Origin of the sequence: Chthonobacter rhizosphaerae (assembly GCF_013839525.1) — a bacterium.
Lineage (GTDB): Bacteria > Pseudomonadota > Alphaproteobacteria > Rhizobiales > Pleomorphomonadaceae > Chthonobacter > Chthonobacter rhizosphaerae.
In genome coordinates this window covers 56,991-78,596 of record NZ_JACDIS010000012.1, presented here as the reverse complement: position 1 = coordinate 78,596, position 21,606 = coordinate 56,991, and the positions used below count along the sequence as shown (strand labels likewise).

Below are 21,606 nucleotides of genomic sequence, written 5' to 3'. Positions count from 1 at the left end.
CCCCTCGGGGAGAGGCTCGCGCCCGCCGGCTCGTCAGAGATCGAGCTGGTAGGTGGCCGGAACGTAGCGGAAGCCCTCGCCCATGGGCTCCACGTAACCGACCGCCGGGAAGGGCATGTGGTAGCCGATGAAGGGGATGCGGTCGGCCGCGATCTGGCCGAACACCGCCTTGCGGGTGGCGGCGGCCGCGGCCTTGTCGGCGTCGAACCGGACCTCCCAGTCGGGGCGCTGGAGCGAGACCACATAGTGGTTGGCGGTGTCGGCGGTCAGCATCAGGCGCCGGCCGCCGCTCTCCAGCTGGTAGACCATGTGGCCGGGCGTGTGGCCGAAGGCGGCCTCGGCGGTGATGCCGGACACCACGGAGCCGCCGTCCTCCAGGAAGGTCATCTTCTCGGCGAGCGGGACCACCTTGGCCTCAACCGCCTTGGCGGATTCGGCCGCCTGGGTGCCGGGCGCGGTCTTGGTCCAGAAGTCATATTCCCGGGCGCCGGTGACGTAGCGGGCGTTGGCGAAGGTGGGACCGTTCGGCCCCATCAGGCCGCCGATATGATCGCCGTGCAGGTGGGTGAGCACCACGACGGTGACCTGGTCGGCGCTGTAGCCGGCCTCCGCGATACGGTCCGCCAGCTGGCCGAGCCCTTCCGGCGCGCCGGCGCCGAACCCGGTGTCGAAGAGCACGAGGTCGCCGCCGGTGTTCACGAGCACGGGCGTGAAGGAGTTCACGAAACGCGTCTCGGGCAGGAAGTTGGCGCGCAGGAGCTCGCCGACGGCTTCCTGGCTCTGGTTCGCGCCGAAGATTGGATGCGGGCCGTCGCCCGGGCGCTGGCCGTCAAGAAGCGGCGTCACCTCGAAGGAACCGAGGGTGAAGCGATAGATGCCCGGCTTCCTCGGGCCGAGCATCTCGGGCGCGTCGGCGGCGGACTGGGCGGACGCGGATGGGGCGGATGCCATGAGCCCTCCGGAGGCGAGCGTGATCGAGGACAAGGCGCCAACCATGAGATTGCGGCGGTCGAGCGTATAGGTCTCGGCGGACATGCGGTCTCCGTATTCCGTCAGTGCGCCCCCACGCGCGCCGGACAGCTTACGGACGAAGAGTTGCATGCAGTGATCACGTGATGGTCACGATTGCGGGAGGGGGAATGAAGGGTGGGGCTTTTCCGGGCTGGCGGCGGAGGTTCACCCCTCTCTCCAACTCTCCCCCTCAAGGGGGGAGAGGGCGCGTTGGAGGTTCGGGTGGGAGATCACGATGCGTTGGCCTCCCTTCCACGCTCGGTCGTGATGGTCCGCGAAAGACCGCCCACGCCTTGCTGCGGGCGGCTACGAGGTGCGGCACGGGGACGAGGCGTGGACGGTCCGGATGGTCCGGACCGTCACGGCAAAGGGTCGGGTGAGCGGGTTCAGCCGATGGTCATGAGGCTGGCGTTGCCGCCGGCGGCGGCGGTGTTGGTGCTGATGGAGACCTCGCTGACGAGGAGGTCCAGGTCCCAGTCGTCGGTGCCGTCGGCGAGGGCGTGGGGGGATGCGCCCTGGACGGGGACGATGGCCCCTTCGCGGGCGGCGACCCGGGCGGCGAGGGCCTGGAGCGCGTCGGCGTCGCCCTCGAACAGGACGGCCGCGAGGTCCGGGCGGTCGAGGGCGTCCGCGGCGACGCGGATGCGGTCGGCGACCGGGCGCGGCAGGTCCTCCAGGAGGGACGCGGCCGGGCTGTCCGGGGCGATCAGCACCGGATCGCCGGCCGCGAGGGCCGCGCCGATCTGGATGAGCGCGCCGGCTTCCGTGCGGGCGTCGGCGAACACCGGGCCGCGCGGCTTCAGGGCGTAGACGTTGCGCTCGCCCACCGGGCCGGGCAGGTCCTCCGCCGCGCCGACGGCGGTGCGGGCGATGTAGCCGGCGACGCGGTCGGCGACGGCCGGCCGGCCGGACCGGGAGAGCCAGTCGCGGAAGGCCTCGGCGGGGGCGACGAGGGCGGCGTCGGCCTTCGCGTCGACGGGCCGGGCGGCCGGGCGGCGGGCGACGAGCCGGCCGAGGTAGAGCGGGCCGCCCGCCTTCGGGCCCGTGCCCGACAGGCCATGGCCGCCGAAGGGCTGCACGCCGACGACCGCCCCGATGACGTTGCGGTTGACGTAGACGTTGCCGGCGCCCGCCCGGCGGACGACGCGCGCGATGGTTTCGTCGAGCCGCGTGTGGAGGCCGAAGGTGAGGCCGTAGCCGGTGGCGTTGATCTGGTCGATGAGGGCGTCCAGGTCGTCGCGCCGGTAGCGGAGCACGTGGAGCACCGGGCCGAACACCTCGCGGCCGAGATCGGCGACGGAGCGGATCTCGATCAGGGTCGGGGGCACGAAGGTGCCGTGGCGGGTGGCCGGCGGCAGCGGAAGCTCCTCGACGGCGAAACCCTTCTGCCGCATGGCGGCGACGTGGGCGAGGATGCCGTCGCGGGCCTCGGCGGTGATCACCGGGCCGACGTCGGTGGAGAGCCGGTCCGGGTTGCCGACGGAGAGCTCGCGCAGGGCGCCGCGCAGCATGGCGAGCACCCGGTCGGCCACGTCCTCCTGGAGGCAGAGGACGCGGAGCGCCGAGCAGCGCTGGCCGGCGCTGTCGTAGGCGGACGCGATCACGTCGCCGACCACCTGCTCGGCGAGGGCGGAGCTATCCACCACGAGGGCGTTCTGGCCGCCGGTCTCGGCGATGAGCGGGATCGGGTGGCCGTCCGGGGTCAGCCGGTCGGCGAGGGTCTTCTGGATGAGGCGGGCGACCTCGGTGGAGCCCGTGAACATGACGCCGCGCACCCGCCGGTCGGCCACCAGGGCGGCGCCCACGTCGCCGGCGCCGGTGAGGAGCTGGACCGCGCCGCCGGGCACGCCGGCCTCGCGCAGGATGCGGATCGCCTCGGCGGCGATGAGCGGCGTCTCCTCGGCGGGCTTGGCGAGCACCGGGTTGCCGGCGGCGAGGGCCGCGGCGACCTGGCCGGTGAAGATGGCGAGCGGGAAGTTCCACGGGCTGATGCAGACCACCGGCCCGAGCGGGCGGTGGGTGTCGGCCGCGAAGCCCGCCCGGACCTCGGCGCCGTAGTAGCGCAGGAAGTCCACCGCCTCGCGAACCTCCGCGACGGCGTTCGGGATCGACTTGCCGGCCTCCCGGACGACGATGCCGATGAGGGTCGGCATGCGGGCCTCCATGAGGTCCGCCGCGCGGGCGAGCGCATCGGCCCGCTCCGCCGGCGGCGTGGCGGCCCAGATGGGCGCGGCGGCGAGGGCCTCGGCGAAGGCGGCGTCCACGTCGGCCGGGGTGGCGAGCACCACGCGGCCGACCACGTCGCGATTGTCGGCGGGGTTGCGGACGGCCTGCGCGTCGCCGTCCACGATCCGGTCGCCGATCATCGGGGCGGCCGTCCAGGCCATGTCGGCGCTGGTGAGGAGCGCGGCGGAGAGGGACGCGAGGCGCTGCTCGTTCGAAAGGTCGAGGCCGAGGGAGTTCGGCCGCACGTCGCCGAAGATCTCGCGCGGGTGGGCGATCTTCGGGTGCCTGGCGCCGACCGGCTGGATGGCCTTCGCCTCGGCGACCGGATCCTTGATGAGGTCGTCGATCGGCACGGTTTCGTCGGCGATGCGGTTGACGAAGGACGTGTTGGCGCCGTTCTCCAGGAGACGGCGGACCAGGTAGGCGAGCAGGGTCTCGTGGGTGCCGACGGGGGCGTAGATGCGGCAGGGGCGGTTCAGCTTGTCCTTGCCGACCACCTCCTCGTAGAGCGGCTCGCCCATGCCGTGGAGGCACTGGAACTCGTACTGGCCGGCGTAGAAGTTCTCGCCGGCCATCGCCATGATGGTGGCGAGCGTCTGGGCGTTGTGGGTGGCGAACTGCGGGAACACCGCGTCGGGGGCGGCCAGGAGCTTGCGGGCTGAGGCCAGATAGGACACGTCCGTGTGCACCTTGCGGGTGAACACCGGGAAGCCCTCCAGGCCCTCCACCTGGGCGCGCTTGATCTCGCTGTCCCAGTAGGCGCCCTTGACGAGGCGGATCATCAGCCGGTGGCCGGAGCGGCGGGCGAGGTCGACCACGAAGTCGATCACGAACGGGCAGCGCTTCTGGTAGGCCTGGACGACGAAGCCGATGCCGTTCCAGCCCTTCAGGTCCGGATCGAAGCAGAGCGCCTCCAGGAGATCGAGGGAGATCTCCAGGCGATCGGCCTCTTCGGCGTCGATGTTGAGGCCGATGTCGTAGGAGCGGGCGAGGACCGCGAGGCTCTTCAGCCGGGGCAGGAGCTCGCCCATGACGCGCTCGCTCTGGGCGCGCGAATAGCGGGGGTGGAGCGCGGACAGCTTCACCGAGATGCCCGGACCCTCGTAGATGCCGCGCCGGCCGGCGGCCTTGCCGATGGCGTGGATGGCCTGCTCGTAGTCGCGATAGTAGCGGGCGGCGTCCTCGGCGGTGGTCGCCGCCTCGCCGAGCATGTCGTAGGAATAACGGAAGCCCTTGGCCTCCATGCGGCGGCTGTTGGCGAGCGCCTCGCCGATGGTCTGCCCGGTGACGAACTGCTCGCCCATCATCCGCATGGCGATGTCGACGCCCTTGCGGATGACCGGCTCGCCGGAGCGGCCGATGAGGCGGGTGAGCGCGGACGAGAGGCCCTGCTCGCTGGACGTGGCGGTGAGCTTGCCGGTGACCACGAGGCCCCAGGTGGCGGCGTTCACGAACAGGGACGGGCTATGGCCCACGTGGGCGTGCCAGTCGCCGTTTGCGATCTTGTCGCGGATGAGCGCGTCCCGGGTCGGCCGGTCGGGAATGCGCAGGAGCGCTTCGGCGAGGCACATGAGGGCGACGCCCTCCTGGCTCGACAGGGAATATTCCTGGATGAGGCCTTCGACCGCCGAGCCGCCGTTCCGCTTCTTGTCGCGGAGCGCCGTGACGAGATCGCGGGCGAGCGCGCGGGCGCGCTCCACCACCGCCGGCGGCAGGGTCGCCTCGGACAGGAGAAGCGGCAGGCACTCGGTCTCCGGCCGGCGGTAGGCGGCGGTGATCTTGGCGCGGAGGACGCTCTGCGGCTGGACGCCCTGGGCGAACTCCAGGAACGGCCGCGGGTGGGACGGGTCGGCCTCGCCGTTCTCCACCAAGTCCACCGGGGCGGCGTCGTCGGCCTCGAAGGCGACGGTCTCGCCGCGCTCGATCCGCTCCAGGACGGAGAGGAGCGCGTGCTTGACGAGCCAGTGCGGCGAGCGGCCGATCCGGTCGGCGGCAAGCTTCAATCGCGCGCGGAGATCGTCGTTCACTTTGACGCCGATGGTGGTGGCGGCCATGGGATCACCTCGGAAGGGTGGAAGTCCGGATCGCAGGTTTATCGCTGAAAAACCCCCAAGGTGCAACCCGGTTTCAGAGTGGTTGCACCTTGCGGAGAACCCGCGATCGACGACCGTGCATCCGATGCGCGAGCAGGACCGGAGCGGAACCCGCTCGGGGCGGGACTCGTTGTTCAGGGGACTCAGGGCCGATCCTGAGAACTGACAAGGGGAGACTCCCATGGGCAGCACCGGCGACAAGATGAAGGGCATGGCCGAAGAGGCCAAGGGCAACATCAAGCAGGGCATCGCCGAGGTGACCGGCGATCCGAACCTTCACGCGGAAGGCGTGCAGGACGAGCGGCGCGGCGAGGCCCGCCAGACCGTCGGCAAGGCCAAGGACGCGGTCAAGCGGACGGTCGACCGCATCTGATCCGGGACCGCACGACGACCGCGCGACCGGTCCGGCGCAAGCTGAACCTCAAGCGAACGGACGCACTGGCGCCGCCTCGGCCGAGGCGGCGCCAGTGTCGTTTCGGCATCCGGCATCGAAAGCCAAAACCGCTGAAAATGGGTCCAGATCGCTTAACCGGCGGGTAACCACAGCAACCTTTGCGCGAAACCCATGTGACGAGGCGTCCGTTGACGGTCCGCGGACCTGAGAAGGAGGCCACTCATGAGGAAAGACATGATCGCTCTGGCGGCCCTGGTGCTGCCCCTCACATGCACCGCCGCCGAGGCGGATGGGCGTGGGCTGTGTTCCATGACTGCCGGGCAGCTGACGTCGACGGAACTGGCCCAGCTGGCCGCCACCGGCTGCGGACCGGTGACGGCGGTTTCGGTCGACCAGTCCGGCACGGCCACGGCCGGCGCGGCGGTCGCCCCGGCGGCGCCGGCACCCGGTGGCCGGCCCGCCGCCAACGGCGGTAGCACCGTCGGCGAAATCGGTGGAACCGGCGGCCTCGGCGTGAGCGCCGGCGGCGGAACCGAGATCGCCATCGGCGCCGGCGATGGGGCCGCCGCCGGCTCCAGCGGCGTCAACGTGGGCGTCGGCGACGCGGCGGCGGCCGGCAACGGCGGCGGGATCAACGCCGGGCTGGGCGACGCGGCGGCGGCCGGCAACACCGGCGGCGTGAACGTGGGCCTCGGCGACGGCGCCGCCACGGGCAACACCGGCGGCGTCAACGTGGACCTCGCCGGGTCTGGCCGCGGCAGCGGCAACGACGGCGGGATCAACGTGGGTCTCGGCTCGCTGGGCGGGGTCAGCATCGGCTCCGACGGCGTGGACGCGACCCTCGGCGGCGGCGACGGCCCGTCCAACGGGCGAAGCGGCGGCTGACGACGGGGCGGACAGCGGGGCGGACGGCGCCGGGGTGCGGACGCACTCCGGCGCTTTCCGTGGAGGGCGATCCCGTCGGGACGGGGCGATCCTGTCGGGCGTGCGGCCCCGTCAGGTGGGGCGGCCGACGCGGAGGAGCAGCATCACCAGCCCTCCCGCGACAAGGCCCCAGAAGGCGGCGCCGATGCCGAAGAAGGAGAGGCCCGAGGCCGTCGTCACGAAGGTCAGGATGGCCGGGACGCGGTCCTCCTCGCGGGCGAGCGCGGTGGAGAGCGCCCCCGCGAGGCTGCCGAGGAGGGCGAGACCGGCCACGGCCTGGATGAGGAGCGGCGGCGAGGCGGCGATGAAGGCGGCCGCCGCGGGGGCGAGGACGGCGATGACCCCGTAGGCGCAGCCGGCCGCCACGCCGGCGATCCACCGCCGCGCCGGATCCGGATGCGCCTCCGGGCCGGCGCAGAGGGCGGCGGTGATGGCGGCGAGGTTGACCGTGTGGCCGCCGAACGGCGCCGTCATCGCGCTGACGAGACCGGTGGCGACGAAGATCGGCGGCACGTCCGGGCGGTAGCCGTTGGCCCTCAACACGGCGAGACCCGGCACGTTCTGGGATGCCATGGTGACGATGAAGAGCGGGATCGCGATGCCGATGACGGCGTCGAGGGTGAAGACGGGGGCGACCAGCACGGGCTTCGGCCAGACGTCCGCGAGGGCGCCGTCGGGAAGCGGAGTGGCCATGACGATGATCGCCGCCGTGACCACGGTGGCGATCGGCACCGCCCAGAGCCGGGCGAAGCGCAGCGCCAGGGCCCAGGTGAGCACGATCGGCAGCGCGAGCGCCGGCATGGCGCCGACCGCCCGCATGGGGGCGAGGCAGAGATCGAGGAGGACGCCGGCAAGCATCGCCCCGGCGAGCGGCATCGGGATGGCGGCGACCGCCCGGCCGAAAGGCTTCACCACGCCGGCGGCGACGATGAGGGCGGCCGTGACCAGGAAGGCCCCGACCGCCACCGGAAAGCCGCCCGCGGGCGCGCCGGTGGCGACGAGGAGCGCGGCGCCCGGGGTGGACCAGGCGATGGCGATCGGCATGCGGGTGCGCAGGCTGAGAACGGCCGAGAGGCCCATGGCGAGGCTGACGGCCATCAGGCCGCTGGCGGCCTCGGCCGGCGACGCGCCCACGGCCGCATAGCCGGCGAGCACGATGGTGAAGGAACTCGCGAAGCCCACGACGGCGGCGAGAAGACCGGCGGAGACCGGCTGGACGAGCGAGCCGCGGACGGCTTCGCCGCTGTCGGATGCGGAGGACGTCACGGGAGCGGGTTTCCTGGACAGGGGGAACGCCGCGGGACTCGGCGCGAAGTGGGCGTCCATCTTCCTAGCGGGTGCCGGACCGGGGCGCCAGACCCGGCCGCCGTGGGCCCGGCCGCCAGGAGGAGCCGAAAGGGCGGCGGCGGGCCCGACCGGAGCGGGCGGCGGGGCCGGCCGGAACCCTGTCCACCGGCAAGGGGTTGCTGGCGAGAGGCCCGCCAAAGGACGCCCGCCCCCATGAGCATCGCCACGCCCGAGCGGGCCGCCGCCGCCGGTCCGCTCGCCCCGTTTCGCCAGAAGATCTTCCTGGCCGTCTGGACCGCGAGTCTCGCGTCCAACTTCGGCAGCCTGATCCAGGGCGTCGGCGCCTCCTGGCTGATGACGTCGATCGCGCCGTCGGCCGACATGGTGGCGCTGGTGCAGGCCTCCACGGCCCTTCCGATCATGCTGTTTTCGCTGGTGGCCGGCGCGGTGGCGGACGTGTTCGACCGGCGGATCGTGATGCTGGCGGCGCAGGTGCTGATGCTGGCGGTGTCGGCGCTCCTCTACGCGGTCACCGCCTATGGGCTGATCTCGCCGTGGCTGCTGCTGACGCTGACGTTTCTGCTCGGCTGCGGCGCCGCGCTCTACGGACCGGCGTGGCAGTCGTCCGTCGGCGACCTGGTGCCGAGGTCGGACCTGCCGCAGGCGGTGGCGCTGAACAGCCTGGGCTTCAACATCGCCCGCACGGTGGGGCCGGCGATCGGCGGTTTCGTGGTGGCGGCGGCGGGGCCGGAGGCGGCGTTTCTCCTCAACGCCTGCACCTATGTGGGACTGATCGTGGTGCTGGCCGCCTGGCGCCGGCCGGGGGCGGACACCAGCCTTCCCCGCGAGAGCGTGGGCGCCGCCATGCTGGCGGGCGTCCGCTACACGGCACTGTCGCCGGGAATTCGGGTGGTGCTCGGCCGCTCGCTGGCGTTCGGCCTGTTCGCGAGCGCCATCTGGGCGCTGATGCCGCTGATCGCTCGCGACCGGATCGGCGGCGGGCCGCTGACCTACGGCCTCCTTCTCGGCGCCTTCGGGGCGGGCGCGGTGATCAGCGCCCTCTTCTCCCACGCGATCCGCACCCGGTTCAGGACGGAGACCGTGGTGGCGGGCGCGACGCTCGGCTATGCGGCAGCGAGCCTGATCGCGGCCCTGAGCGCGTCGCTGCCGATCACCATGGCGGGGCTGCTCGCCGGCGGCGCCGGCTGGGTGCTGGCGCTTTCCACGTTCAACGTCAGCGTCCAGCTCTCCACGCCGCGCTGGGTGGTGGGACGGGCGATGGCGATCTACCAGACGGTGACCTTCGGCGCGATGGCCGTGGGCAGCTGGGCCTTCGGCCTGCTCGCCCATGCGGAGGGGCTGTCCACGGCGCTCGCGGCGGCTGGCGTGGGGCTCGCCGTTTCGGCCGCGCTCGGCCGCCTGTTGCCGCTCGACCGGAACGCCGCCGGCAACATGGAGCCGCACCGGGACTGGCCGGAGCCGACCGTGCGGCTGGACCTCCGCCCGACGAGCGGGCCGGTGGTGGTCACGGTGGAATACCGGGTGGACCCGGCCGACGAGGCCGCCTTCGTGACGGCCATGCGGGAGGTGCGCCGGATCCGCCGCCGGGACGGCGGCCACCGCTGGACGCTGCTGCGCGATGTGGCCGAGCCGCAGGTGTGGATCGAGCGGTTCCAGACCGCCACCTGGGTCGACCACCTGCGCCAGCACCGGCGGAGCACGGTGGCGGACCTCGACGCGGAGACCCGCGCCCGCGCCTATCACCGGGGGCCGGAGCCGCCGCGGGTGCGCCACTTCCTGGAACGGCCGACCGCCGGCCTGGAGCCGCAGCCGGACGTGCACCCGCCCCGGCAGGCGCCGATGGGCGTGACCATCGACCCGCGGCTGCCGCCGACGCGGATGGGCGCAGACGTGGATGGCGTCAGCCCGTCGGGCCGGCCGTCTCGGGCAGGATGAAGCGGTAGAGGGTGTGCTGCCGGTAGGTTTCGCCCGGCCGGAGCACGACGCTGGGGAACTGCGGGTGGTGCGGCGCATCCGGGAAGCGCTGGGGCTCCAGGCAGAAGCCGTCGTGCGTCTGCGGCACCCTGCCGGAGAGGGACGCCGCCTTCGTGTCGATCATGTTGCCGTCGTAGACCTGAAGGCCCGGCTCGGTGGAGTGAACCTCCAGGACGAGCCCGGTCCTCGGGCCGCGCACCCGCGCCATCAGGCGCGGCTCGGGGGCGATCGTGTCGGCGATCGCGAAATTGTGGTCGTAGGACGCCGACAGACCCGGCGCGTGGAACGGCCGCGGGTGGCGGAAGTCGAACGGCGTGCCGGCGACGGGCGCGAGTTCGCCGGTGGGGATGAGGTCGGCGTCCACGGGCGTGTAGCGTTCCGCCGGGATCATCACCTCGTGGCGGCGGATGTCGCCCGCGTCGTCGAGGTCGAAATAGCTGTGGCCGGCGAGGTTGACGAGCGTCGGCCGGTCCGTGGCGGCGGAGAATTCCAGGTGGGCCGTCCGGTCGGCGAGACGGTAGGTGGCGGCGGCGGTGAGCGTGCCGGGATAGCCCTGGTCGCCGTCCGGGGAGACGAGGGTGAGGCGGACCTCGGACGGGTTGGCGCCGTCGAGGGTCCAGAGCCGCTGGTCGAAGCCCTCGACCCCGCCGTGGAGATGGGTGCGGCCCTTCTCGTTGAGGCTCAGCTGGTGCTCGACGCCATCGAGAGTGAAGCGACCGTCGCGGATGCGGTTGGCGCAGCGGCCGGCGACGCAGCCGAAATAGTTGGAATAGGCGAGATAGTCCTCAAGGCGCGGATAGCCGAGGACGACCCGCCGCCAGCCCGTGGCGGTCTCCACCTCCAGGTCGCGGAGGATCGCCCCGTAGGTGAGGACGGATGCGCGGATGCCGTCCCCGACGAGGCGGATCTCGTGGACGGCACGGCCGTCCGGGAGGGTGCCGAAGGGGCGGACGTCGGACATGGGAGCCTCGTGGGGATGGGGAGGAAGGAAGGCGTGGGTGGTCCGCCTGCGCGGACCATGACGAGGTTAGGTGCGTGACGTCGAGGCCGGGCGGATGAGATCGGCCGGTGTGACGCGCAGATGACGACCGCCGCGACCGCCATGGTCCGCTTCAGGCAGACCACCCACGCAGTCGCCTACGGGCGGGGAAATGCGTGGGTGGTCCGCGTTCGCGGTCCATGACGGCGGAGGGCGGGATCGGGCGTTTGGAACGGCCCTCCCGTCGGTTGGAACGACCCTTCGTTTCAGGCCAGCGTGTAGGCGGTCTTCACCTGGGTGAAGAACTCGCGGGCGTAGCTGCCTTGTTCCCTCGGGCCGTAGCTGGAGCCCTTGCGGCCGCCGAAGGGGACGTGGAAGTCGACGCCGGCGGTGGGCAGGTTGACCATCACCATGCCGGCGTCGGCGTTGCGCTTGAAGTGGGTGGCGTGCTTCAGGCTGGTGGTGCAGATGCCGGACGACAGGCCGAACGGCGTGTCGTTGGCGACGGCGAGCGCCTCGTCGTAGTCCTTCACCCGGATGACGGCGGCTACGGGGCCGAAGATCTCCTCGCGGGCGATGCGCATGCTGTTGGTCGCCTCGGTGAAGAGCGCCGGCTGCAGGTAGAAGCCTTCGGCGTCGCGGTCGAGGAGCTCGCCGCCGAAGGCCAGCCGGGCGCCTTCCGAGCGGCCGATCTCGATGTAGCGCATGTCCTGGTCGAGCTGGCCCTCGTCGACCACCGGGCCGATGTGGGTGCCGGCCTTGAGGGCGTCGTCCACCACGAGGCCCTTCAGCCGCTCGGTGACGGCGGCGACGAAGCGGTCGTGGATGCCCTCGGTCACGATCAGGCGGGAGGACGCGGTGCAGCGCTGGCCGGTGGAGAAGTAGGCGCCGTTGACGGCGGTCTCCACCGCAATGGCGAGGTCGGCGTCGTCGAGGACCACGAGCGGGTTCTTGCCGCCCATCTCCAGCTGGATCTTCTTCATGGTCTCGCCGCCGATCGCCGCGGCGGCGACGCGCCGGCCGGTCGGGACAGAGCCGGTGAACGTGATGGCGTGGACGTCCGGATGGTCGAGGAGGCGCTGGCCGACCACGGAGCCCTTGCCCATGACGAGGTTCATGACGCCCGCCGGCACGCCGGCCCTGACGATGATGTCGACGAGCGCGTGGGCGGAGCCGGGCACCAGTTCGGCCGGCTTGAACACGACGCAGTTGCCGTAGGCGAGCGCCGGGGCGATCTTCCAGGCCGGGATGGCGATGGGGAAGTTCCAGGGCGTGATCATGCCGATGACGCCGAGCGGCTCGCGCGTCACCTCCGCACCGACGCCGGGGCGGACGGACGGCAGCGTCTCGCCGGCGAGGCGCACGGTCTCGGCGGCGAAGAACTCGAAGATCTGGCCGGCGCGGGTGACCTCGCCGATGCCCTCGGCGAGGGTCTTGCCCTCCTCGCGGGAGAGAAGCCGGCCGAGTTCCTCCTTGCGGGCGAAGATCTCGGCCGCGACCGTCTTCAGGATCTCGTGGCGCGCGTAGGGGACCGTGCGCGACCAGGCCGGGAAGGCCGCCTTGGCGGCCGCCACGGCGGCGTCCACGTCGGCGGCCGAGCCGCGGGCGAAGTCGCCGACCACGTCGGCGACGTTGGACGGGTTGACGTTCGGGGCGGCCTCGGCGGCGGCGACCCACTCGCCGGCGATGAAGTTGCGGAACGGGGCGGTCATGGGAGGCTCCTTCAAAGGGCGCGAACGGCGGGCGTGCCACCATGCGCGGGCGTCCAGGCGTTGCGCAGCGGCAGCCCGAACGGCGGGGCGGCGATCTCGAACACGTCACCGGCCTCGGTCTTCACCCCGTCGGAGAAGGACAGGGTGGCGGTGCCGAAATAGTGGACGTGCACGTCGCCGGGGCGGCGGAACAGGCCGTATTTGAAGTGATGGTGCTCAAGATTGGCGATCGAATGGCACATGTTGTCCTCGCCGGAGACGAACGGCTTCTGCCAGAGGATGCCGCCGTCCCGCAAGATGCGCGAGAAGCCGCTCACATGCGCCGGCAGCGGCCCGACCAGGATCTCCGGCCCGAAGGACGACGCGCGCAGCTTGGAATGGGCGAGGTAGAGATAGTTCTCCCGCTCGGTCACATGGTCGGAGAACTCGTTGCCGAGGGCGAATCCGACCCGGTGGGGCGTGCCGTCCGGCCCGATCACGTAGAGGCCGACGATCTCCGGCTCCTCGCCGGCGTCGAGGGCGAAGGACGGCGACGGCAGGGTGCCGCCCGGCGGCACGACCGTGGAGCCGTCGCCCTTGTAGAACCACTCCGGCGCGACGCCGGTCTGGCCCGGCGCCGGTTTGCCGCCGTCGATGCCCTTCTTGAACATGCGCATGCTGTCGGTGAGTTTGGCCGGATCGGCGAGGTCCTTGTGCATCTTGTCCCGCCCTTCGGCGCTGCCGAGGTGGGTGAGGCCCGTGCCGGTCACGTAGATGTGGGCGGGGTCCGGATGGTCGAGCGGCGTCAGCATCCGGCCGTCGCGATAGATCGCCTCCAGGTCCACCGGCTCGGCGCCACCGGCGCGGGCGGACACGGCGGCCGCCAGGTTCTGTCCGGCCGCGATGGCCTCCAGGGCAAGCGCGTAGACGGAGGCGACGCCGGGGACGACGACGGCCGACCCGTCATCGAGCACGGCGGCGACCCGGCGCTCGCCGGCGTGGGTGCGGAATTGGGAGAGACGCATGGGGGTATCCTTGGCATGAGGTTGGAAAGGGCGGCGGCGAGGGCGCGAGGGCGGAAGGGGCGACGGGTAAGACGCGTCATGTGCGGGCCGGGAAAACGCGCTCAGTCTTCGGCTGAAAAGACGACCCCTCCCCCGGCTTCGCCGGACCCCGCTTCGCAGTCACGGGCCCGCTCCGCCTTGGCCACCGACCAACCCCCCTCAGTGGGGGGATTGTGGGTGGCGCATGTGATCCTTCCCCTCAGGGGAAGGTGGCCCGGAGGGCCGGAAGGGGTTGTCTTCGGCTGACGGGAAAGTCGCGCGCCATGCCCGGCGGGGAAAACGCGCTCAGTCTCCGGCTGAGAAAGACGACCCCTCCCCCGGCTTCGCCGGACCCTCCCCTGAGGGGAGGGATTTAGAAATACCGTGTAGGATCCTTCCCCTCACGGGACGGTGGCCCGGAAGGCCGCAAGGGGTCTTGTTCGGCGGGCGGCGAGCGTCTCGGGCCAGGGCCCTTCCCGCCTCGCCTCACTTGTTCTTGTTGTAGACGTCCAGGAACACGGCGGCGAGAAGCACCAGGCCCTTGATGACCTGCTGGTAGTCGATGCCGACGCCGAGGATCGACATGCCGTTGTTCATGACGCCCATCACGAAGGCGCCGATGACCGCGCCGATCACCTTGCCGACACCGCCGGAGGCGGAGGCGCCGCCGATGAAGCAGGCGGCGATCACGTCGAGCTCGAAGCCGAGACCCGCCTTCGGCGTCGCGGTGTTGAGGCGCGCCGCGAAGATGAGGCCGGCGAGACCGGCCAGCAGCCCCATGTTGACGAAGGTCAGAAAGGTGAGCCGCTCGGTCTTGATGCCGGAGAGACGCGCCGCCTTCTCGTTGCCGCCGAGGGCGTAGATGCGCCGGCCGATCGTCGTGCGGTTGGTCACGAAGGTGTAGAGGCCGATGAGGAGCGCCATCACGATGAGGACGTTCGGCAGGCCCTTGTAGGAGGAGAGCAGGTAGGCGAAGTAGACGATGAGCCCGGCGAAGATGGCGTTCTTGGCCACGAAGAAGCCGAACGGTTCGTTCTCCACCCCGTGCTTCACCTGTGTGGCGCGCCCCTTCACGTTGACCATCACCATGACGGCGGCGAGCGCGAGGCCGATGACGAGCGAGGTGACCTTCAGACCCTGGACGGAGAAGAGATCCGGAATGAAGCCGGACGACAGGAGCTGGAACTCCTTCGGGAACGGGCCGACCGACTGGCCGGCGAGAAGCGCCAGCGTGAGGCCCTTGAACACCAGCATGCCGGCGAGCGTGACGATGAAGGACGGGATCTTGAAGAAGGCCACCCAGTAGCCCTGGGCCGCCCCGATGAGCGCCCCGACGGCGAGGCACGCGATGGTGGCCGGCACGTAGTGGATGTCCCACTGCACCATCATGACGGCGGCGAGCGCGCCCACGAAGCCGACCACGGACCCGACCGACAGGTCGATGTGGCCGGCCACGATGACGAGCAGCATGCCGAGCGCCATGATGACGATGTAGCTGTTCTGCAGGATGAGGTTGGTGAGGTTCAGCGGCTTCAGGAGCGTGCCGTTGGTCAGCACCTCGAACAGCACCATGATGACGAACAGCGACAGCATCATGCCGTATTCGCGGATGTTGCTCTGCAGGAAGCCGGCGCCGGAGGGGCGCGACGGGGGCGGCTGGAGGGCCTGGGCGGGTGCGCGCTGGTCCATGGGGATCATCCCGTCTTCTTCATGGTCGACTGCATGATGGACCGCATGATGGCCTCCTGCGAGGCCTCGGCGGCCGTGAACTCGCCCACGAAGGCGCCCTCGTTCATCACGAGGATCCGGTCGCACATGCCGAGCAGTTCCGGCATCTCCGACGAGATCATGACGACGGCCTTCCCATCGTCGGCGAGCTTGTTGATGATCGAGTAGATCTCGTACTTGGCCCCGACGTCGATGCCCCGGGTGGGCTCGTCCAGGATGAGGACCTTCGGGCCGGAGAAGAGCCACTTCGACAGCACCACCTTCTGCTGGTTGCCGCCGGAGAGGTTCACCGTCTGCTGATAGACGCTGGAACAGCGGATCGCGAGGCTCTGGCGGTAGCTGTTGGCGACCTTCAGCTCCTGCATGTCGTCGATCACCGTGCCCCGGGAGACGCCCGGCAGATTGGCCAGAGTGACGTTCTTGACGATGTCCTCGGCAAGCACGAGGCCGAGGGTCTTGCGGTCCTCGGTCACGTAGGCGAGGCCGGCGTCCACCGCCTTCTCGATGGTGGAGACGTCCACCGGGCGGCCCTCCATCTCGACGGACCCGCTGATGCGCTTGCCATAGGCCTTGCCGAACAGGCTCATGGCGAGCTCGGTGCGGCCGGCGCCCATGAGGCCGGCGATGCCCAGCACCTCGCCCCGGCGCACGTGGAAGCTGACGCCCTTGATGACGACCCGGTCCTGGTGGATCGGGTGGTGGACGCGCCAGTCGCGGACGGAGAGGATGGGCTCGCCGATCTTCGGCGTGCGCGGCGGGTAGCGGTCCGCCAGCGGCCGGCCCACCATGGCGCGGATGATGCGGTCCTCGCTGATCGCCTCGGCCCGGCAGTCGAGCGTGTCGACGGTGGCGCCGTCGCGGATGACGGTGATGCGGTCGGCGACCTTGGAGATCTCGTTCAGCTTGTGGCTGATCAGGATGGACGCGATGCCGTGGGCCTTGAACTCGAGGAGAAGATCGAGCAGCGCGGCGCTGTCGGTCTCGTTGAGGCTGGCCGTCGGCTCGTCCAGGATGAGGAGGCGCACCTCCTTGGAGAGGGCCTTGGCGATCTCGACGAGCTGCTGCTTGCCGACACCGAGGTTGGTGATGAGCGTGTCCGGGCTTTCCTTCAGGCCGACCTTGCGCAGGAGCTCCTGGGTGCGGCGGAACACGAAGGACCGGTCGATGACGCCGAAGCGCGCCGGCTCGTTGCCGAGGAAGATGTTCTCGGCGATGGAGAGGAGCGGCACCAGCGCCAGCTCCTGGTGGATGATGATGATGCCGATCTTCTCGCTGTCGGCGATGGTCCTGAACCGGCGCTCCTCGCCGTCGAACACGATGTCGCCCTCGTAGGAGCCGTGCGGGTAGACGCCCGACAGAACTTTCATGAGGGTGGACTTGCCGGCGCCGTTCTCGCCGACGACCGCGTGGATCTCCCCCGCCTCGACGGTGAGGTTCACGTTGCTCAGCGCCTTCACGCCCGGGAAGGACTTGCTGATCCCGCGCATTTCCAGGATGGCGCCCATCGGATCCGCTGCTCTTCGTTCAAGGTTGCGTCTGGCCGGGGTGGCGTGGGTTCGGGTGGTTCGGTCGCGACGACGGGCGGCGTTGGCCGCCGCCCGCGTTCTTCGAAGGTCCGGCACGGTGAGCGTCCGGCGCCCTGCCGCGCGGCCCGCGTAGGCCGGGCGGTCCGGACCGGACCGCCCGCCGAGGTGACCACCGGTCAGTTGATCTGGGCTTCCTCGTAGTAGCCGCTGCCGACGAGGATTTCCTTCCAGTTGGACTTGTCCACGGACACCGGCTTCAGGAGGTAGGACGGCACGACCTTGACGCCGTTGTCGTAGGTCTTGGTGTCGTTGATCTCCGGCTGGCCGCCGCCGAGGAGCGCGTCGACCATGCCGACCGTCACCTTGGCGAGCTCGCGGGTGTCCTTGAAGATCGTGGAGCGCTGCTCGCCGGCGAGGATGGACTTCACCGACGGGATCTCGGCGTCCTGGCCGGTGACGACCGGGAACGGCTGGTCGGACGAGCCGTAGCCGACGCCCTTCAGCGACGACAGGATGCCGATGGACAGGCCGTCATAGGGGGAGAGGACCGCGTCGACCCGCTTGTCCGTGTAGAAGGCCGACAGGATGTTGTCCATGCGGGCCTGGGCGACCGCGCCGTCCCAGCGCAGGGTGCCGACCTTGTCCATGCCCATCTGGCCGGACTGCACGACGAGCTTGCCGCTGTCGATGTAGGGCTGCAGCACGCTCATGGCGCCGTCGTAGAAGAAGAAGGCGTTGTTGTCGTCCGGCGAACCGCCGAAGAGCTCGATGTTGAACGGCCCGGCGGCGTTCTTCAGGTCGAGCTCCTTCTCGATCGACTGGGCCTGCAGGACGCCGACCTGGAAGTTGTCGAACGTGGCGTAGTAGTCGACGTTGGCCGAGTCGCGGATCAGGCGGTCGTAGGCGATCACCTTGATGCCCTGGTCGGCGGCCTGCTGCAGGGCGTCCGACAGGGTGGTGCCGTCGATGGCCGCGATGACCAGGACCTTCACGCCCTTGGTGATCATGTTCTCGATCTGGGCGAGCTGGTTCGGGATGTCGTCCTCCGCGTACTGCAGGTCGGGCGTGTAGCCCTTCGCGGTGAACTCCTTGACCATGCTGTCGCCGTCCGAGATCCAGCGGGCGGACGACTTGGTGGGCATCGAGATGCCGACGGCGCCCTTGTCCTGGGCGAACGCGCCTCCGGTCAGCGTCATGGCGCCGAGCGCCAGGGCCGTGACGAGCATTTTCAGTGATTTCATTGGGTTCCCTCCCGTACCGACTCGCGTCTTGTTTCGTACCGGCGGCGGCCATCTGCGGGCGCCACCCTCAGCCGGGCGGACGGGCGGGCGCCGGCACACGGTGCCGTCCCGCCGCCTCCCGCCTGAATCTCCCCGGTCTCGCGCCCGGCTCCGTCGCCTCCGCCGAACCTGGACCCGTCCCGTCGACCTGCGGCCTCCTCCGATAGGCCGATAGGACGACCTGACCATAGGAGCGGCGACGCATAACCGTCTAATGATAATTCGGGCTCTTGCTATGCCATTTTGGTTATGAGCTAATCGGTTTGGCATGGGGGAACATGGACGATGGGCGCGAAGGACGCTGGCAAAGACGACGACGGCCTCGCCGGGCCGCCCCGGGGCGTGCAGGCGACGGGCCGGGGCATCCACGGCGAACGGCTGCTGCGCACCGGGCTGAAGCTGCGGCACCTGAACCTTCTGGTGGCGCTCGACGACCACCGCAAGCTGCACCGGGCCGCCATGGCGCTGAACCTGTCGCAGCCGGCCGCCTCCAAGATGCTGGGCGAGATCGAGAAGATCGTCGGCGTGCCGCTGTTCGAGCGCCTCGCCCGGGGCGTGGAGCCGACCTGGTACGGCGAGGCGCTGATCCGGCGGACCCGCACCGTGCTCGCCGAACTCGGGCAGGCGGGCGAGGAGATCGCAGCGCTGCGGGCGGGCGAAGGCGGCACGGTGGCGATCGGCTCGGTGATGGCGCCGGCGGTGGACGCGGTGGTTTCCGCCATCCAGTCGGTGCGCCGCAGGCTGCCGCAGCTGCAGGTGTCCGTGGACGTGGAGACGTCGGACGTGCTCGCCGAACGGCTGCTCGCCTCGCGGCTCGATTTCGCCATCGCCCGGATTCCGAACGGCATCGACCCGGAGCCGTTCGACTATCGCGAGGTAGGGCCGGAGGAGGCCTGCCTGCTGGTGCGCGCGGACCATCCGCTCGCCGGCAAGGACGTGGTCTCGGCGGCCGACCTCCACGACCGGGAATGGGTGCTGCAGCCGCGCGGATCGCTGCTCCGGCGGTCGATCGAGGTGATGATGCGCCGCCACGGCGTGCCGCCGCCGACGCGGGTGGTTGTGACCGGATCGATCCTGATGACGCTGGTGATGGCCGGCCGCACGGACGCCATCGCGCCGCTCGCCATTCCGGTGGCCGAGATGTTCCTGTCGGCCGGCAGCTTCAAGATCCTGCGGCTGGAGGAGCGCGTGACCGTGGAGCCGTTCGGCCTCATCAAGGTCAAGGGCCGCCCGCTCTCGCCGGCGGCGGCGGTGCTCTACGCGGCGATCGAGGAGGAGGTGTTCGGCGGCGGAGAAGTGCGGGCGGCGGAGTGAGGGCCGGGCGTCGCGCCGCCCCGGCCGGCACGGGTCCGGAGCATGCGGGCCAGCCGCGCCTCTTCCGCCTTACCTCCCCTCAGTGGCTGTCGCGGAGCACGGGGGTGCCGCTCTTGCCGACGAGGAAGTCGAGGTCGGCGCCTTTGTCGGCGCCCATGACGTGTTCCACATAGAGGCGGACGTAGCCGCGCTCCGGGAGCGGCGGGGCGGTCCAGTCCTTCAGGCGGGTGGCGAGCTCGGCGTCGGTGATCTCCAGCGTCAGCGTGCGGTTGGGCACGTCGAGGGAGATGATGTCGCCGTCGCGCACCACGGCGAGCGGCCCGCCGGCGGCGGCTTCCGGAGCGGTGTGGAGCACGACGGTGCCGTAGGCGGTGCCGCTCATGCGCGCGTCGGAGATGCGCACCATGTCGGTGATGCCCTTGCGCAGGACCTTCGGCGGCAGCGGCATGTTGCCGACCTCGGCCATGCCGGGATAGCCCTTCGGCCCGCAGTTCTGGAGCACCATGATGCAGGTCTCGTCGATGTCGAGCGCCTCGTCGTTGATGCGGGCGCGGAAATCCTCGATGGACGAGAAGACGACCGCCCGGCCCCGGTGGACGAGGAGGTGCGGGCTGGCGGCGGACGGCTTGATGACGGCGCCGTTGGGGGCGAGGTTGCCTTTGAGGACCGCGATGCCGGAGGCCGGCTTGAACGGCTTGTCATAGGGGAAGATCACGTCGCGGTTCCAGCACTCGGCGTCCTTGACGGCCTCGCCGATGGTCTCGCCGGAGACGGTGAGCGCGCCGGTGTCGAGGAGACCGGCGTCGTGGAGCTCCTTCATGACGGCCGGGAGCCCGCCGGCGTAGTAGAAGTCCTCCATCAGGTGCCGGCCGGAGGGCTGCATGTCGACGATGCAGGAGATCTCGCTGCCGATGCGGTCCCAGTCGGCGAGGTCGAGCTCGACGCCCATGCGGCCCGCGATGGCGAGCAGGTGGATGACCGCGTTGGTGGAGCCGCCGATGGCCGCGTTGGTGCGGATGGCGTTCTCGAACGCGCCGCGGGTGAGGATCTTCGACATGACGAGATCCTCCTTCACCATCTGGACGATCCGCCGGCCGGTGAGCTGGGCGTAGGTGTTGCGCCGGGCGTCCACCGCCGGAATGGCCGCGCAGCCGGTGAGGCTCATGCCGAGGGCCTCCACCATGGATGCCATGGTGGAGGCGGTGCCCATGGTCATGCAGTGGCCCTTGGACCGGTGCATGCAGCTTTCCGTGGCGGTGAACTCCTCGTAGGACATGCGGCCGGCACGCATCTCCTCGGTCATCTGCCAGATGCCGGTGCCGGAGCCGAGCTCCTTGCCCTTGTAGCGGCCGGTCAGCATGGGGCCGCCGGAGAGCCCGATAGTGGGCAGGTCGCAGGAGGCAGCACCCATGAGAAGCGACGGAGTGGTCTTGTCGCAGCCCATGAGGAGCACGATGCCGTCGAGCGGGTTCGCCCGGATGCTCTCCTCCACGTCCATGGCAGCGAGATTGCGGAACAGCATGGCGGTCGGGCGCATCTGGCTTTCGCCGGTGGAGAGCACCGGGAATTCCAGCGGGAAGCCGCCCGCCTCGTAGACGCCGCGCTTCACCCACTCGGCGAGCTCGCGGAAATGGCCGTTGCAGGGGGTGAGGTCGGACCAGGTGTTGCAGATGCCGATGACCGGGCGGCCGTCGAACATGTCCGCGGGCGTGCCCTGGTTCTTCATCCAGGTGCGGTACATGTAGCCGTTCTTGTCCCGGCGGCCGAACCACTGGGTGCTGCGGAGCGTCTTGTTTTCGGCCATGACCCGTTCCCTTACCAGCCGCGCAACGTCACGGCCCTCGTCGGCCGAAACGGTACGACGGCTGAGCTATAACCGTCCAATTCGGTTTCGGCGTAATGTCATATCTAATCTCATATAGATGTGATGCATAGTGAGGCTGTGCGGCCGCGGGACGGATCCGGCACCGGATCCCCGCCGCCGGTGGCACTCTGCTGACGTCTCCGGTCACGGCGGCGGTGCATCGAAAAAAGCCGGTGGCGCGGGGGCGGCGGCGCCGCCAGACTGGACTGGACTGGACTGGACTGGACCGGATTTGACTTGTCTGGACGCCG

General features: G+C 70.6%; 14 protein-coding genes. 4 read left to right on the top strand and 10 right to left on the bottom strand.

The annotated features are described in order from the left end of the window. Positions 1-33: 33 nt before the first annotated feature. Both HND91_RS18520 and putA read right to left on the bottom strand, forming a co-directional pair. A complete protein-coding gene (locus HND91_RS18520; protein ID WP_181708149.1) occupies positions 34-996 on the bottom strand; it encodes an MBL fold metallo-hydrolase in 963 nt (320 codons plus the stop codon). Between the two features lie 401 nt (positions 997-1,397). Further along, the gene (gene putA, locus HND91_RS18515) at positions 1,398-5,291 is read right to left on the bottom strand and encodes a trifunctional transcriptional regulator/proline dehydrogenase/L-glutamate gamma-semialdehyde dehydrogenase (RefSeq protein WP_181708092.1); all 3,894 of its coding nucleotides are present in this window, start codon (positions 5,289-5,291) and stop codon (positions 1,398-1,400) included. Between the two features lie 220 nt (positions 5,292-5,511). Between putA and HND91_RS18510 the strand changes: the two genes are divergently transcribed. Continuing rightward, positions 5,512-5,703 carry a CsbD family protein gene (locus HND91_RS18510; protein ID WP_181708091.1) on the top strand — a complete coding sequence of 64 codons (192 nt, stop codon included), beginning with the start codon at positions 5,512-5,514 and terminating at the stop codon, positions 5,701-5,703. Between the two features lie 243 nt (positions 5,704-5,946). Further along, positions 5,947-6,609, top strand: a complete 663-nt coding sequence (locus tag HND91_RS18505; protein WP_181708090.1) for a hypothetical protein — start codon at positions 5,947-5,949, stop codon at positions 6,607-6,609. A gap of 111 nt (positions 6,610-6,720) precedes the next feature. Here HND91_RS18505 and HND91_RS18500 read toward each other — a convergent pair whose 3' ends face one another. Continuing rightward, positions 6,721-7,914, bottom strand: coding sequence for a benzoate/H(+) symporter BenE family transporter (locus HND91_RS18500; RefSeq protein ID WP_343057400.1), 1,194 nt, complete (start codon positions 7,912-7,914; stop codon positions 6,721-6,723). A 234-nt stretch (positions 7,915-8,148) separates the two neighbouring features. Between HND91_RS18500 and HND91_RS18495 the strand changes: the two genes are divergently transcribed. Then, positions 8,149-9,891, top strand: coding sequence for an MFS transporter (locus HND91_RS18495; protein ID WP_181708088.1), 1,743 nt, complete (start codon positions 8,149-8,151; stop codon positions 9,889-9,891). Here HND91_RS18495 and HND91_RS18490 read toward each other — a convergent pair. The 6 genes from HND91_RS18490 to chvE form a co-directional block, all read right to left on the bottom strand. After that, positions 9,857-10,891 carry an aldose epimerase family protein gene (locus tag HND91_RS18490; RefSeq protein WP_181708087.1) on the bottom strand — a complete coding sequence of 345 codons (1,035 nt, stop codon included), beginning with the start codon at positions 10,889-10,891 and terminating at the stop codon, positions 9,857-9,859. The two genes, HND91_RS18495 and HND91_RS18490, sit on opposite strands and share 35 nt — an antisense overlap. 284 nt (positions 10,892-11,175) lie before the next feature. Continuing rightward, positions 11,176-12,621, bottom strand: a complete 1,446-nt coding sequence (locus HND91_RS18485; protein WP_181708086.1) for an aldehyde dehydrogenase family protein — start codon at positions 12,619-12,621, stop codon at positions 11,176-11,178. Positions 12,622-12,632: 11 nt separating this feature from the next. Then, positions 12,633-13,625, bottom strand: a complete 993-nt coding sequence (araD1, locus tag HND91_RS18480; RefSeq protein ID WP_181708085.1) for an AraD1 family protein — start codon at positions 13,623-13,625, stop codon at positions 12,633-12,635. A gap of 504 nt (positions 13,626-14,129) precedes the next feature. Continuing rightward, positions 14,130-15,332, bottom strand: coding sequence for a multiple monosaccharide ABC transporter permease (gene mmsB, locus HND91_RS18475; RefSeq protein ID WP_181708084.1), 1,203 nt, complete (start codon positions 15,330-15,332; stop codon positions 14,130-14,132). Between the two features lie 5 nt (positions 15,333-15,337). Beyond that, on the bottom strand, positions 15,338-16,876 hold the full coding sequence (mmsA, locus tag HND91_RS18470) for a multiple monosaccharide ABC transporter ATP-binding protein (protein WP_181708083.1): 1,539 nt from the start codon (positions 16,874-16,876) through the stop codon (positions 15,338-15,340). 197 nt (positions 16,877-17,073) lie between these two features. After that, positions 17,074-18,138, bottom strand: coding sequence for a multiple monosaccharide ABC transporter substrate-binding protein (gene chvE, locus HND91_RS18465; protein ID WP_181708082.1), 1,065 nt, complete (start codon positions 18,136-18,138; stop codon positions 17,074-17,076). Positions 18,139-18,462: 324 nt separating this feature from the next. Here chvE and HND91_RS18460 point away from each other — a divergent pair, with 324 nt between their 5' ends. Further along, positions 18,463-19,491, top strand: coding sequence for a LysR family transcriptional regulator (locus HND91_RS18460; RefSeq protein ID WP_246329572.1), 1,029 nt, complete (start codon positions 18,463-18,465; stop codon positions 19,489-19,491). 79 nt (positions 19,492-19,570) lie between these two features. Here HND91_RS18460 and HND91_RS18455 read toward each other — a convergent pair whose 3' ends face one another. Beyond that, positions 19,571-21,295, bottom strand: a complete 1,725-nt coding sequence (locus tag HND91_RS18455; protein ID WP_181708081.1) for an IlvD/Edd family dehydratase — start codon at positions 21,293-21,295, stop codon at positions 19,571-19,573. Between the last annotated feature and the right edge of the window lie 311 nt (positions 21,296-21,606).

Coding starts and splice junctions, on each gene's coding strand:
- HND91_RS18485 (WP_181708086.1), bottom strand. CDS start 12,621: ATGACCGCCCCGTTCCGCAACTTCATCGCCGGCGAGTGGGTCGCCGCC.
- mmsB (WP_181708084.1), bottom strand. CDS start 15,332: ATGGACCAGCGCGCACCCGCCCAGGCCCTCCAGCCGCCCCCGTCGCGC.
- HND91_RS18455 (WP_181708081.1), bottom strand. CDS start 21,295: ATGGCCGAAAACAAGACGCTCCGCAGCACCCAGTGGTTCGGCCGCCGG.
- chvE (WP_181708082.1), bottom strand. CDS start 18,138: ATGAAATCACTGAAAATGCTCGTCACGGCCCTGGCGCTCGGCGCCATG.
- HND91_RS18520 (WP_181708149.1), bottom strand. CDS start 996: ATGGTTGGCGCCTTGTCCTCGATCACGCTCGCCTCCGGAGGGCTCATG.
- araD1 (WP_181708085.1), bottom strand. CDS start 13,625: ATGCGTCTCTCCCAATTCCGCACCCACGCCGGCGAGCGCCGGGTCGCC.
- HND91_RS18490 (WP_181708087.1), bottom strand. CDS start 10,891: ATGTCCGACGTCCGCCCCTTCGGCACCCTCCCGGACGGCCGTGCCGTC.
- HND91_RS18495 (WP_181708088.1), top strand. CDS start 8,149: ATGAGCATCGCCACGCCCGAGCGGGCCGCCGCCGCCGGTCCGCTCGCC.
- HND91_RS18505 (WP_181708090.1), top strand. CDS start 5,947: ATGAGGAAAGACATGATCGCTCTGGCGGCCCTGGTGCTGCCCCTCACA.
- mmsA (WP_181708083.1), bottom strand. CDS start 16,876: ATGGGCGCCATCCTGGAAATGCGCGGGATCAGCAAGTCCTTCCCGGGC.
- HND91_RS18460 (WP_246329572.1), top strand. CDS start 18,463: ATGGGCGCGAAGGACGCTGGCAAAGACGACGACGGCCTCGCCGGGCCG.
- putA (WP_181708092.1), bottom strand. CDS start 5,291: ATGGCCGCCACCACCATCGGCGTCAAAGTGAACGACGATCTCCGCGCG.
- HND91_RS18510 (WP_181708091.1), top strand. CDS start 5,512: ATGGGCAGCACCGGCGACAAGATGAAGGGCATGGCCGAAGAGGCCAAG.